Source organism: Streptomyces pseudogriseolus, assembly GCA_002154585.1.
Taxonomy (GTDB): Bacteria; Actinomycetota; Actinomycetes; order Streptomycetales; family Streptomycetaceae; genus Streptomyces; species Streptomyces pseudogriseolus.
The window spans coordinates 82,789-96,023 of sequence record MUNG01000020.1; the positions used below are offsets into that span (position 1 = coordinate 82,789).

General features: G+C 74.4%; 8 protein-coding genes. All 8 read right to left on the minus strand.

The window, feature by feature from the left end:
* Nucleotides 1–8: 8 nt before the first annotated feature.
* The 8 genes from CCN29_RS03040 to CCN29_RS03075 all read right to left on the minus strand — a co-directional run bounded on the left by CCN29_RS03040 (nucleotide 9) and on the right by CCN29_RS03075 (nucleotide 13,148).
* On the minus strand, nucleotides 9–1,952 hold the full coding sequence (locus CCN29_RS03040) for a heparinase II/III family protein (RefSeq protein ID WP_031023084.1): 1,944 nt from the start codon (nucleotides 1,950–1,952) through the stop codon (nucleotides 9–11).
* Nucleotides 1,949–4,150 (minus strand): bi-domain-containing oxidoreductase, encoded by a 2,202-nt coding sequence (locus CCN29_RS03045; protein ID WP_086679945.1) that lies wholly within the window; start codon nucleotides 4,148–4,150, stop codon nucleotides 1,949–1,951. The genes CCN29_RS03040 and CCN29_RS03045 overlap by 4 nt, the downstream gene beginning before the upstream one ends.
* A gap of 17 nt (nucleotides 4,151–4,167) precedes the next feature.
* Nucleotides 4,168–6,105 carry an asparagine synthase (glutamine-hydrolyzing) gene (gene asnB, locus CCN29_RS03050; RefSeq protein ID WP_006134978.1) on the minus strand — a complete coding sequence of 646 codons (1,938 nt, stop codon included), beginning with the start codon at nucleotides 6,103–6,105 and terminating at the stop codon, nucleotides 4,168–4,170.
* Between the two features lie 3 nt (nucleotides 6,106–6,108).
* Nucleotides 6,109–7,668 (minus strand): Wzz/FepE/Etk N-terminal domain-containing protein, encoded by a 1,560-nt coding sequence (locus CCN29_RS03055; protein ID WP_086679947.1) that lies wholly within the window; start codon nucleotides 7,666–7,668, stop codon nucleotides 6,109–6,111.
* On the minus strand, nucleotides 7,665–9,041 hold the full coding sequence (locus CCN29_RS03060) for a YveK family protein (RefSeq protein WP_086679949.1): 1,377 nt from the start codon (nucleotides 9,039–9,041) through the stop codon (nucleotides 7,665–7,667). The genes CCN29_RS03055 and CCN29_RS03060 overlap by 4 nt, the downstream gene beginning before the upstream one ends.
* A complete protein-coding gene (locus tag CCN29_RS03065; RefSeq protein ID WP_006134975.1) occupies nucleotides 9,031–10,272 on the minus strand; it encodes a glycosyltransferase family 4 protein in 1,242 nt (413 codons plus the stop codon). The genes CCN29_RS03060 and CCN29_RS03065 overlap by 11 nt, the downstream gene beginning before the upstream one ends.
* Nucleotides 10,273–10,282: 10 nt before the next feature.
* Nucleotides 10,283–11,599: a nucleotide sugar dehydrogenase gene (locus CCN29_RS03070; RefSeq protein ID WP_086679951.1), complete on the minus strand. Its 1,317-nt coding sequence runs from the start codon at nucleotides 11,597–11,599 to the stop codon at nucleotides 10,283–10,285.
* Nucleotides 11,600–11,672: 73 nt separating this feature from the next.
* Complete coding sequence (locus CCN29_RS03075; protein WP_086679953.1) at nucleotides 11,673–13,148, minus strand: sugar transferase; 1,476 nt, start codon at nucleotides 13,146–13,148, stop codon at nucleotides 11,673–11,675.
* Between the last annotated feature and the right edge of the window lie 87 nt (nucleotides 13,149–13,235).

Here is a 13,235-nt window from a genome sequence, read left to right on the forward strand (position 1 = left end):
GCAGCCCCCTAGCCGTCGAACCCGAGAACGGTGGTGAACTCGGCCGTCCCGTCGACGGATCCGCTGCCGACCAGCGTGGTGCTCGGCACCTTGCGCCCGAACCCGGGGGAGTACCAGCCCAGCGGCGGCCCGGTCTCACCCCGGTGCGCCCGCCAGGTGAGCCCGGCCGGCAGGTCGAGCACCGCCGAGCGGTCCTCGCCGTCCCGCGTCCAGGTGAGCCGCGCCCGGTTCCCGTCCAGCTCCGCCGTCACCGACGGACCGAGGTGGAACGCCAGACGCACCTCCCGGCGGTCGCCGCCCACCGTGTCGACCACCCGCACCTCGCCCCTGTCCCGGGCCACTTCCACCTGCCGCCGGTGGGTCAGCGGCAGGTAGCCGTCGTGCTCGGCGACCCAGCGGGCCGCCCTCTCCCCGCCGGCGTCCACCGCCAGTACCCGCGTCACCGCGTGCCGGGTCCACAGGAACGGGCCGCCGGACACCGACTGGTCCCGGCCGCCCGCCTCGAGCGTGTTGTGGCCGAGCGTGGACCGGAAGTAGCTCCGCCACTCGGGCTGTCCGTGGTAGCAGTACGTGCCGGGGTCGGCCAGCACGTCCACCCCGTCGTGCCGCACCTCCACGGACAGCGCGTCCGCGTGGGCGTGCGCGGCGATCGACAGGAAGCCGTGCGGCCCGCCGTCGCAGCGGCACCAGATCTCCCCGGGCCCCCGCAGCACGGTGAGCCCCGCGTCCGCGAAGTGGGCGGGCCGGCTCTCCGGACGGGCCACACCCGCGCCGTACGGCGTGACCAGCGACGCGAGCAGCGGGGTGCGGACATCGGCGCCCGGCACCCCGGGCCACCAGGGGAGCCGGCCGAACACCGCCTCCCCGGTGGCCAGCAGCGACCCCCAGCGGTCGGTGTCCGGGCCGTCCAGCACCAGCCCGAACCCGTCGTCGGCGTCCCCCTGACGCGGCGGGCGCAGCCGGTTGTCGACCACGGCCGCGAGCGCGTCCGTCATCCTCAGCAGCACCAGCCGCGTCGTCGGCGGGACGGCCACACCCGCGGCGTCCGCCTCGGCGAGCGCGGCCAGGCCCAGCTCCAGCACCAGCCCGTGGTACTCGCTCGCCAGCTCCCGGTTGATGCCGGACAGGAAGGTGTTGCCGCGCAGATGCCGGTCCAGGTCGCGCAGCGCGTCCGCCCGCCACCGCGGCGAGTACGGGAACCAGCCGAACGCGCAGGACGCGGCGAGCTGCCCGGCCGCCTCGGCGACCGCGTGGTTGTTCGCCGACGACCCCCGGCTGGGGAACGCGGCCAGCCACCGCTGGTGGTGCCAGATCTGGTCCAGCGCCGCCGGGTTCTCCTCGAACAGCGCGGGCGCGCCCGCCCAGCCGTCCAGCAGCCGGCGGACCCACACCCACGACAGCAGCCGGATGCCCAGCTCGATCCCGCTGACCCAGTGCGCGCCCCGCAGCGGCGGGTTGGCCTCCCACCACGACCGCAGATGCGCGGCCACCCGCTCCGCGTACCGGTCGTTCCCGGTGAGCGCGTACGCGGCGGCCAGCACGGTCAGGTACTGGTGCCGGGACGGCTCCCAGATCTGCTTGATGTCGCCGACCGTCTCCTCGTCCCGGTACGGCACGTCGAAGGCGTGCTCCAGCGGGGCGCGCCGCCCGGTCTTGGGGTCCCGCTGCCAGTCCGGGTCCGCCATGTCGTCGCGGACCACCCCGAAGAACTCGGCCCGCCCCGCCATCAGCCGGTCCGCCTCGGCGACCAGACGCTTCACCGCGTCCGGCGCCACCGCGTCGAGCGCGCCCCCGGGCAGCACGGCCGTGAACCGTACGCCCGTCACCGGCGGGCGCTCCGGCGGCGCCGACCGCCAGCGCCGGCGGCGCACCGCGTCGGCCGCCCGGCCGCCGGCCTCCCGCGGCCCCATCCGGGACAGCCGCCGCAGGTACCACCCCGCGCCCATGCTCATCGCGCCCCCGCCAGGGTGACCGGGACACCGCTCGCCAGCGCCGTGCGCACGGCGAGCGTGGCCGTCGTCGTCGCGGCCAGCGACTCCAGCGGCACCGGCATCGGCCCGCCGGTCCGCACGGCCTTCACGAACGCCGCCAGCTCCGCGTTCTGCCCCTTGTCCCGCGCCTTCGGCAGCCGGGAGCCGACCCACTGCCGGCGCCGGCCGTCGTGCACGGCGGCCCGCACGAAGTCGTCGAGCCGCAGCACCTTGTTGTCCGCGATGAGGTCCAGCGTCTCCTTCGGGAAGGACGCCGGTCCCGAGGTGACGTAGCTGATGGTGGCCGTGGAACCGTCCGGGTAGCCCAGCACGATCTGGAGGTCCTCGCCGCCGGCCGGGGCGGCCGCGTACACCGACACCGGGTCGGCGTCCAGGAGCCAGCTCGCGGTGTCGACGAAGTGCCCGCCCTCCCCGGCGAACCGCGACCCCTCCGTGTCCTGCCGCAGATACCAGCTGCCGTGCTCCAGCCGGCCCGCGTTGACCAGGTAGCGCAGGCTCGCCGGGCCGCCACGGACGCCGAACCGCTCCTTGGCCTCCCGCAGCAGCGGAGCGAACCGGCGGTTGAAGCCCACCTGGATCCGGTCGTTGCCGGACTCCTCCACCGCCGCCAGCACCCCGGCCAGCTCCTCCTCGGTGAGCGCCAGCGGCTTCTCCACGAACACCGCCTTGCCCGCGAGCAGCGCCCGCCGGGTCAGCTCGGCGTGCGAGCTGTGCCGGGTCACCACGAACACCGCGTCCACGGCCGGGTCCCCGAGCACCGCGTCCAGGTCGGTGGTGGCCTTCCCGAAGCCGAACTTGCGCTGCGCGTTGGCCGCGGACAGCGCCGTGGTGGTGACCACCGTGGACAGCTCCACGCCGTCACGCCCGGTCAGATGCGGCAGCAGCATCGACGAGGCGTAGTTCCCCGCGCCGACGAACGCGAGCCGCACCGGGCCGGAGCGCCGCGCGGCACCCGTCCGGCCGGACGGCCGCGGCACCTCGGGCACCTTGGGCACCGTCACCTGCGGCGCCTCGGCGGCGGGTGCGTCGTCGGACGCGGGCGTGTACCGGAACAGCACGGCCACCGCCTTGAGTTCGCCCTCCTCGAGCCGCCGGTAGGTCTCCACGGCGTCCTCGAAATCGGCGACGTGCGACACCAGCGGCTCCACGTCGACGCTGCCCCGGGCGATCAGGTCGAGGAAGCACGCCAGATTGCGGCGCTCGGTCCAGCGGACGTAGCCGATCGGGTAGTCGCGGCCCTGGAGTTCGTACTCCGGGTCGTAGCGCCCGGGCCCGTAGCTGCGGGAGAAGCGGACGTCGAGTTCCTTCTCGTAGTACGCGTTCCACGGCAGGTCGAGCCGGCACTTGCCGATGTCGATCACCCGGCCGCGGTCCCGGCACAGCCGCGCGGCCAGCTCGACCGGCTGGTTGCTGCTCCCGCCGGCCGCCAGATACACCTGGTCCACGCCCATCCCGCCGGTGAGTTCGACGACCGCGCTCTCCACGCTCGCCGAGCCCGGGTCGCCGCAGGCCGCCGCGCCCAGCCGCTCCGCCAGCTCGCAGCGCGCCGGGTCGGGGTCCACTCCGACCACCCGCACCCCGGAGGCGTTCAGCAGCTGCGTCACCAGCTGCCCGATCAGGCCCAGCCCGATCACCAAAGCCACCTCGCCGAGCCGCGACTCGCCCTGCCGCACGCCCTGCAACGCGATCGACCCGACCGTGCCGAACGCCGCGTGCCGCGCCGCGACCCCGTCCGGGACCGGGACGTACAGGTTCTTCGGCACCCAGTTCAGCTCGGCGTGCAGCGCGTGCTCGTTGCCCGCGCACGCCACCAGGTCGCCCGCCTTCACGTCGTCGATCCCGGCGCCGACCTGCTCCACCACCCCGCACAGCGAATAGCCCAGCGGCGTGTAGGAGTCGAGCTTGCCCATCACCTTGCGGTACGTGGCGGGCACCCCGTTGGCCGCGACGCTCTGCACCACCTTCGCCACCTGGTCGGGACGCGACCGCGCCTTGCCCAGCATCGACATGCCGGCCTCGGACACCTTCATCAGCTCGGTGCCGGTGGAGATCAGCGAGAAGGCGCTGCGCACCAGCACCCCGCCCGGCTTGCAGCCCGGCACCGGCACGTCGAGCAGCGCCAGCTCACCGCTCTTGTAGTTCTGCACTACCTGCTTCACGGAAGTTCCTCTTGTCTCTACGCCGTCGAGGTGGGGGAGTCGTGGCCGGCCCTGGAGGTCGCGTCGCGGTACCAGTGCTCGAGGGTCAGCACGTGCCAGAGGTGCTTGGAGTGGTCCCGCTGCCCGGCCGCGTCCTCGGCGACCATGCGCGCCAGCGCGTCCTCGCGCAGGAAGCCGGAGCGGACCAGCAGCCCGTCGTGCACCACCTCCCGCACCAGCGGCGCGAGGTCCCGGCTCATCCAGGCCCGCAGCGGGGCGCTGAACAGGCCCTTGGGCCGGTACACGATCTCCTTCGGCAGCACCGTCGTGGCCGCCTCCTTCAGCACCGCCTTGCCCTGCCGTCCGGCGATCTTGCGCGCGCCGGGCACCGCGAACGCCGCCCTGACCACCTCGACGTCCACGTACGGCACCCGCACCTCCGTCGACGCGGCCATGCTCGACCGGTCGGTGTAGGCGAGGTTGAGGCCCGGCAGGAACATCCGGGCGTCCGCCAGGCACATGCGGTTCACGAAGTCGTCGAGGGCGTTGTCGTGGTAGACGTCGGCGTGCTCGGTCAGCACGTCGTCCACCGCCGGGGCCAGGTCCGGGTCGAGCAGCCCGATCAGCTCCTCGCGGTCGTACAGGGTGTAGCTGCGGCGGAACGCGGTCTCCTCCGGCAGACCCGCGAACGTCAGGAACCGCTTGGCGAACCGCACCGACCGCAGCCCCCGCCGGCGGGTGGCGACCGGCAGCCGGTCCACGGCGGCGGCCACCGAGTGCCGCACCGGCCCCGGCACCCGCCGGTAGCGCACCGCGATCAGGTTCGCCAGGTGCTTGCGGTACCCGGCGAACAGCTCGTCGGCGCCCATCCCCGACAGCATCACCTTCACCCCGGCCTCCCGGGCGGCCGAGCAGATCAGGAAGGTGTTGATCGCCGCCGGGTCGCCGACCGGCTCGTCCAGGTGGTACGTCATCCGCGGCAGCAGCTCCTGCACGTCCGGGGCGATCTCGATCTCCCGCAGATCCACCCCGAACCGCTCCGCCACCCGGCGGGCGTAGCGCAGGTCGTCCGGCATCGCCTCGAACCGCGCGTCCTCGGCCCGGAACCCGATCGTGTACGCGGGGATGCCGGGCCGGTCGCGGGCCGCCAGCGCGGTCAGATAGCTGGAGTCCAGGCCGCCGGACAGGAACGTCGCCACCGGCACGTCGGACAGCAGATGGCGCCGTGTCGACTCCTCCACCACGGCCGCCAGATCCGGCACGTCCCCGGACCGCGCCCGCTCCTGCCCCTCGGCGGCCACCTCCCGCAGATCCCAGAACCGCCCGCGCCGCACCGAGCCGTCCGGGCGGCACGACAGCCAGGTCCCCGGCGGAAGCTTCTCCGCCCCCCGGAACGCGCACCGCGAGTCCGGCACCCAGTAGTACAGCAGCGAGGCGACCAGCGCCGCCGGGTCCACCTCCAGCGACCCGCCGGTCACCGCCGCGAGCGCCTTCAGCTCCGACGCGAACACGAGCCCTTCGCCGCGCCGCAGCAGGAACAGCGGCTTGATGCCCAACTGGTCGCGGGCCAGCACCAGTTCACCGGTCCGCTCGTCGAAGATCCCGAACGCGAACATGCCGCGCAGCCGGGGCAGGCAGTCCGTGCCCCAGCGCCGCCATGCCTCCAGCAGCACCTCGGTGTCCGAGGTGCCCCGGAACCGCACCCCGGCGCCCTCCAGTTCGGCCCGCAGCTCCGGCGCGTTGTACAGCTCGCCATTGTACGTCAGCGCCAGACCGTCCGACACCATCGGCTGGGCGCCGGTGCCGGACAGGTCGAGGATGGCGAGCCTGCGGTGCCCGAGGTGCACCTCGCCGTCGCCCAGGGAGTGGGCGTAGGTGCCGGACCCGTCCGGGCCGCGGTGGGCGAGGGTCTCGGTGAGCCGGTCGGTGACCGCCTTGCCGTCCGGCCACCGGTACGTGCCTGCGATGCCGCACATGAGCTACCGCGCCTCCTGGTCGCTGTCCGGGATCCGCGCCGCCCACATCGGCAGCCGTTCCGTGCGCCGCGGCCCGTCGGCCACGGCCTGCACGGCGTGCGATCCGCTTCCGCCGTTCTGCCGGGCCGGCCGTCCCTCGCGGACCCGCGGCACCGGGAACGGCCCGTCCCACAGCGTCCCGTCCGTCCGGTCCCGGGGATCCGGGTCGACCAGCACCACGCCCGCCACCTCCACACGCCGGTCGGCGAGCTGCCGCGCCACGGTGTGCAGCCACGCCGTGGTGCCGTGCCCGGCGGCCACCACCAGCACGGCCCGGCCTGCCAGGTCGGCGAGGTCGGACCAGGCCGCGCCCGGCGCCACGGAGGCCACGCCGATCCGGCGCCGGTCGGACGGCAGGGCCGCGGCCCGCTCCACCCCGACCACCTCCACGTCGCCCGGCTTCGACCGGCGTCCGGCCGGGCCGTGCCGGGGCAGGGCGTCCACCACGACCACCGGCTCGTCCGCCGCCAGCGTCCGCCCCAGGTCCAGGGCGATCACGCCCGCCCCGCGCGCACAGCCCAGTTCCAGCAGCGCCAGCGGCTCCGAGGAGCCGCGCACCGTACGGGCCAGGGAGGAGGTGAGCCGGGTCCGCGCCGCATGCCGGCGCTTGCGCCGCCCCGGCAGGCCCCGCCGCAGCGCGGACCGGGACAGCTCGGCGGTGACCGAGGCGCCCAGGTGCCGCGCGATGTCCCGGCGCAGCACCGGGCGGTCGCCCACCACCGAGGCGACCGCGGCGACCACGAGGCCCAGCACCAGGCCGAGGACCAGCCCGATGCCGCCGTTCGTGGCGACGGCACGCGGCAGCGAGTGCTTCACGGTGTGCGGGGCGTCCACGATCTGCGTGCCCGCGATCAGCCGGGGCGTGCCCACCCGGGCCTCCGCGGCCCGCTGCGAGAAGTCGCTGATCCGGGAGCTGAGTTCGGCGCGGCGGGCGAACAGCGTCTCCAGGTTCGCCGACTCCTCAGGGCTGCCCTCCGGCGGCCCGTCGCCGATCGCCTTGTTCACCTCGTCGAGTTCCTTCTGCATGCGGTCGCGCTGCGCGAGCAGCGTCGAGGCGTCGGCGGCCGCCGCCTGCTTGATCCGCCGCACGTGGTCCGCGACGAACGCCTCGGCCACCGCGTCGGCGCGCGCCACCGCCTCCTCGCCGGTCTCACCCGTGGCCTTGATCTCCATCAGGTTGTTGGTCAGTCCGGCGCCCGCGTAGTCCTCCATGAAGTCCTCGGCGCTCTCCGAGGAGTTCAGGGACGTCAGGGCCGCGTCGGCGATCCGCGTGGTGTGCAGCAGCGCCACGTCGGTGCGGATCAGCGTGCCGGGGTCGTTGGGCTGGTCGTCCTGGTGCGCGACCAGCACCTTGGTCACGGCGGTCGGCGGCGGGGGCAGCAGCACCGCCACCGCCACCCCGAGCAGCAGCCCAAGCAGCGCCAGGCAGCCCCACAGGCGGCGGCGTCTGCGCACCGACACCACCAGGGCCTGGAGATCCAGCAGGGGAGCGGCGGCCGCCGGCTCCGCTGTCGTACTCGTCATCGCGCACCTCCCCGCGCGCCGTCGCCGAGGGCGAGCGCCGGGGCGGCGGCCTCCCGCGGCGGGCCGGCGGACCGCGCCGGACGCGCCGGACGGGTCCGGACCGCGTCGGCCACGACGATGCCGACGACGTCGTGGCCCGCGTCCGCGCACGCCTCGGCGACACCGGCCAGTTCGGCGCCGGTGCGGCTGCCCGCGCCCAGCACGACCAGGACCCCCGACTCCTCCCCGCGGTCGGGCACCAGCGGCGCCTCGGCGGACACCTCCGTCACCCGCAGCAGCGGGTCACCCCCCGCCTCCTCCGCCAGCCGCTCGGCGGCCCGCAGGGCGACGGGGTCGTCGTCGGCCACGACGAGCAGCAGCCGCCGCGCGCCCGGCACCAGTTCGCGGATCCGCCCGCACACCCGCCGGTACCGGATGCCGAGGCTCGCCTCGTCCCCGGCGGTGGGCGGGGCCGGCGCGTTCCAGGGCGTGTCCACCCCCAGCAGCCGGCGGAGCCGCTGCCGGGCGCCGCCGCCCTCCGGCCGGAGCGCGCCCCGCCGCACGGCCACGTCGACGCCGCCCAGCAGCCCGGACCCGAGCGCGGCGGCGATCTCCCGCTCGGAGCGCGGCCGGCGGTTCGCCCGGGCCGCGGTGAGATGCCCGACGACCGCCAGCAGGAAGAACAGCACCGCCCCGGCGGCGATCAGCTGCACCCGGGTCGGCGGGGCCTCCCCGGACGGCTCGGCCGCCGGACCCATCACGACCAGCCGGGAGCCGGCCGCGGTCGAACCGGCCTGGTCCAGTTTGCCGACCGCCTCCTGGAGGGCGGTGCGCAGCTTCGCCAGCTCCGTGCGGGTCTGCACGCTCTCCACGGTCCGGCCGGGGTCGGCGGAGTCGGCCAGCTCGGTGATGCGGCGGCTGGTGGTGAGCACCATCTGCCGCAGCTGGTCGGGGCCGGCCGCCGCCGTCGGGTCGGCGGTGTCGTCGACGATCCGCGCGGAGAACGCCACGAACTGCCGCGCCAGTTCGTCCGCGAGCCGCCGGGCCTTCGCGGGGCTCTCGGCGGTCCCGGAGATCTTGATGATGTTGCCGTTGGTCACCTTGGCGCGCACCCGCTCGCGCAGCTCCTCGCCGTCGACCCCGGCCCAGCGGAGCTCGGCGGCCGTACGGTCGGTCACCACCGTGCTGGTGGCGATCTCCGCCTGGGTCAGCAGCACACGCTCCTCCCAGGCGCCCGGCAGCAGCACCGACGCCGACGTGGTGAAGCGCGGCGGGAACACCAGGGAGGCGCCGAAGCCGGTCAGCGCCCCCAGCACGACCAGGACCGTCAGCAGCCGGCCGCGCCTGCGGAGCATCCGCCCGATGGTGACCAGGCGTATCGCGTCATCGCTCAAGGGACGTGCCTTCTTCCCGCCCGCTCCGGGCCGCCGCCGCGTCCGCGCCGCCCCCGACGGCGGCCTCGTAGGCGGCCAGCAGCGCGGCCTGCGAATTGCGCCAGGCCAGCGGGCCGTTGATCCGTTCCTGCCCGAACTTCCCCATCCGGGCGCGCTGTTCGGGGTCGTCCAGCAACTGGGCGACGAGCCGCGCGAATGCGAGCTCGTCGTCGCCCGCCGCGTACACGGCGGCCTCCCCGGCGGAGACCCGCGCCTCCTTCAGGTCGAAGGAGACGATCGGCCGGCCCATCACCATGTACTCCAGGACCTTGTTCATGGTCGACACGTCGTTGAGCGGGTTGCACGGGTCGGGGGAGAGGCACACGTCCGCGGAGGACAGCCAGCGCACCAGGTCGGCGTCCGGCACGCGTCCGGTGAACTCCACCTGGTCCGCCAGCCCCAGCTCCCGGGACAGCCGGACCATCGCGTCGAAGGTGTCGCCCGCGCCGACGAACACCGCGTGCCAGTCGGTGCGGCCCAGCTCGTCGCGCAGCTTCGCCAGCGCCCGCAGCGCGTAGTCGACGCCGTCCTGCGGGCCCATCACGCCCAGGTAGCACAGCAGATGGGGCTTGCCGCGCCTCAGCTCCGGCTCCGGCTCCACCGGACGGAACCGCTCGGTGTCCGGCGCGCTGCGCACCACGAACACGTCCTCGGGCCGCCGCCCGCCCCGGCGCACCGCGACGTCCTTGTAGCTCTCGTTGGTGGCGAGCACCACGTCCGCCGCCCGGTACGTCATCCGCTCCAGCGCGCACACGCCCCGGTAGAGCAGGTCCTTGCCCCGGCCGAACCGGGACAGGTACAGCTCCGGCACCAGGTCGTGCTGGTCGAAGACGAACTTCGCCCCCTGCCGCTTCAGCCGCAGCGCCGGCAGGAACAGCAGGTCCGGCGGGTTGCAGGCGTGCACCACGTCGACCGGGCCGACCTTGCGGGCCAGCCGGGCGGTGTGCCACAGCGCGGCGCCGTACTCCTTGAGGTAGCCGGCCGGTCCTCCGGTGGCCGCGCGCAGCGGGTAGCGGTGGATCCGCACCCCGTCGATCACGGCCTCCGGCTCCGTGTCCCGCTTCGTGCCCCGCGGGCAGATGACGTCGACCTCCCAGCCCGCGTCGCGCAGCGTCCGGCACTCCTGCCACACCCGCCGGTCGAACGGCACCGACAGGTTCTCCACGAGGATCAGCGCGCGGCGGCCCCGCACTCCCTTCGGCTCACCAAGCAAGGCCCACGTACCCGGGTTCGGCCCGGCGCGCGTCGGCGTCGGGGAGGCGGACGAGATCGACGATGACGGGGTCGTCGCCGTGCGGCAGCGCCGCGAGCACGGCCGGGTCCTTCGTGCCGACCAGGACGACCTCGGCGTGGTCCAGCACGTCCTCGACGGAGTCGGCGAGCAGCTGCGCGAGGTGCGGCAGCCGGGTCTCGATGTACTCGCGGTTGGCGCCGAGCAGCCGGGACAGGCTGACGTTGGCGTCGTGGATCTTCAGGTCGTACCCCTTGCCGAAGAGCCGCTCCGCCAGTTCCACCAGCGGGCTCTCGCGCAGGTCGTCGGTGCCCGGCTTGAACGACAGCCCGAACAGGCCCACCTTGCGCCTTCCGGTGCGCTCCACCAGCTCCACCGCGCGCTGGAGATGCTCCTCGTTGGACGGCAGCACATGGGACAGGATCGGCACCGACACGTCGGCCCGGTGCGCGGCGTGCACCAGGCTGCGCAGGTCCTTCGGCAGGCACGAGCCGCCGAACGCGAAGCCCGGACGCAGGTAGGCCGGGCTGATGTTGAGCTTGCGGTCGGCGAGGAACACGTCCATCACCTGGTGCGAGTCCACCCCGAGCGCCCGGCACACCGCGCCCAGTTCGTTGGCGAAGCCGATCTTCAGCCCGTGGAAGGCGTTGTCCGCGTACTTGATCGCCTCGGCCGTCGGCACCGGCACCCGGAACACCTCGCCGGGCAGGTCCGCGTACAGCGCCGCGACGACGTCGCCGCTCGCCGTGTCGAGCTCGCCGATGACGGTCTTCGGCGGGTCGAAGAAGTCCCGCACGCTGGTGCCCTCGCGCAGGAACTCCGGGTTGACCGCCACCCCGACGTCCACGCCCGCGGTGCCGCCGACGTGCTTCTCCAGGATCGGCACCAGCAGGCCCAGGCAGGTGCCCGGCAGCATCGTGGAGCGGAACACCACCATGTGCCGCCCGCCCCGCTCGGCCAGCGCCGCGCCGATCTCCTCGGTGACCCGCTCCAAGTACGTGGTGCACAGGCTGCCGTTGGGCTCCGACGGGGTGCCCACGCAGACCAGGGACACCTCGCTGCCCTCGATCGCCTCACGCACGTCGGTGGTCGCGCGCAGCGCCCCGCTGCCCACGACCTCGGCGACGACCTCGCCGATCCGCTCCTCGACGACGGGCGCCTTGCCGTCGTTGACCAGGTCCACCTTCACCGGGTTGACGTCCACCCCGATGACCTCGTGACCCATGCTCGCCAGGCACGCGGCCGACACGCAGCCCACGTAGCCGAGCCCGAACACGCTGACTCTCATGACCCGTTCCTCCCCCCGGGCAGGCCCTCTCGGCCTGCGCTCCGCACCCCGGCCGCCCCACGGCCGCCGCGCATCAGTACGCCCCCTGTCCCTGCACCACGGCGCGCAGCGTCTTCCACAAGATCACCGTGTCGAGGGCGAGCGACCAGTCCTCCACGTACCGCAGGTCCAGCCGGACCGCCTCCTCCCACGACAGGTCGCTGCGTCCGCTGATCTGCCACAGCCCGGTCAGCCCCGGCTTCACCTTCAGCCGCCGCCGGATGTCCGGGCCGTACGCCGCGCACTCCTCCGGCAGCGGCGGCCGGGGGCCGACCAGCGACATCGACCCGGTGAGCACGTTGAACAGCTGCGGCAGCTCGTCCAGCGAGTAGCGGCGCAGCACCGCCCCGATCCGGGTCACCCGCGGGTCGCGGCGCATCTTGAACAGCGGCCCGGCGCCCTCGTTGAGGCCGGCGAGCGCGGCGCGGACGCGGTCCGCGTCGGGGATCATCGTGCGGAACTTCAGGATGGTGAACTCGCGGCCGTCCTTGCCGACCCTGCGCTGCCGGTAGAACACCCCGCCCCGGCTGTCCGTCGCCACGAGCAGCGCGACCAGCAGCATCAGCGGCGCGAGCACCAGCAGCAGGAGCAGCGCGCCGAGCCGGTCGACGACGCCCTTGACCGCGCGGCGGCCGCCGGTGAACGCCGGCATGCTGACCCGCAGCAGCGGGATGCCGAGCACCGCGTCGACGTGCAGCCGCGGCCCGGCCACCTCCATCAGCACCGGCGCGACGACCATCTCGGCGTCGGAGCCCTCCAGGTTCCACGACAGCCGCTGGAGCCGGTCCGGGGACCAGTGCGCGTCGGGCGTGACGGCGACGACGCGGTAGCCGTCCCGGCGGACGTGGTCGGCGACGTCCGCCAGCCGGCCCACCACCGGCACCCCGTCCAGCCGGTCCCCGTCGATCCCGGGGCCCTCGGTGGTGCACACGGCGTCCACGCGCCAGCCCAGGTGCGGGTACTTGCGGGTGCGGGCGATCAGGTCGCGCACCGTGTCCGGGCTCCCGGCCGCGAGCACCGGCCGCAGGCAGCGGCCCTCCTTGCGCCGGCGGTGCAGCCGCAGGCGCAGCAGATAGCGCATCGTCATGGTGACGAGCGCGATCGCGGGGACCGCGACGAAGATCCAGAGTTTGATGTTGCGCGAGGTCAGGGCGATCCCGCCGAGCGCGAGCACGACGGTCGCCATGAACAGCGAGCGGCCCAGCCGCCGGAACTCCTCGGCGCCCTGGCCGAGCACGGTCGGCGACCACGACCGGCTCACCGCCAGCGCGCCCAGCACCAGCAGCCAGGTGCCGAAGGCGAGGATGCCCCACTTCTCGTGCCAGTCGGCGGCGTCCCGCACGCCGAAGAAGTTGCCGATCCCGGCGACCACGACGGCGGTCGCCACGGTGTCGCTCGTGATCACGGTACGGCGGTACCGGTGCTCCCAGTCGGCCGTACCTCTGTGAAACGCCCCGTCGGCCAGATCCCGTTCCGACGGGAACGGGCCGACCAATCCCCCTTGCCGCACAGAACCCCCCAGGTCCCCAGTGATGCGACGTGTTCGCCTGACACTGTTTCCGCCGGGGGGACCCCACCCCCCGGCGGAAACAGTGTC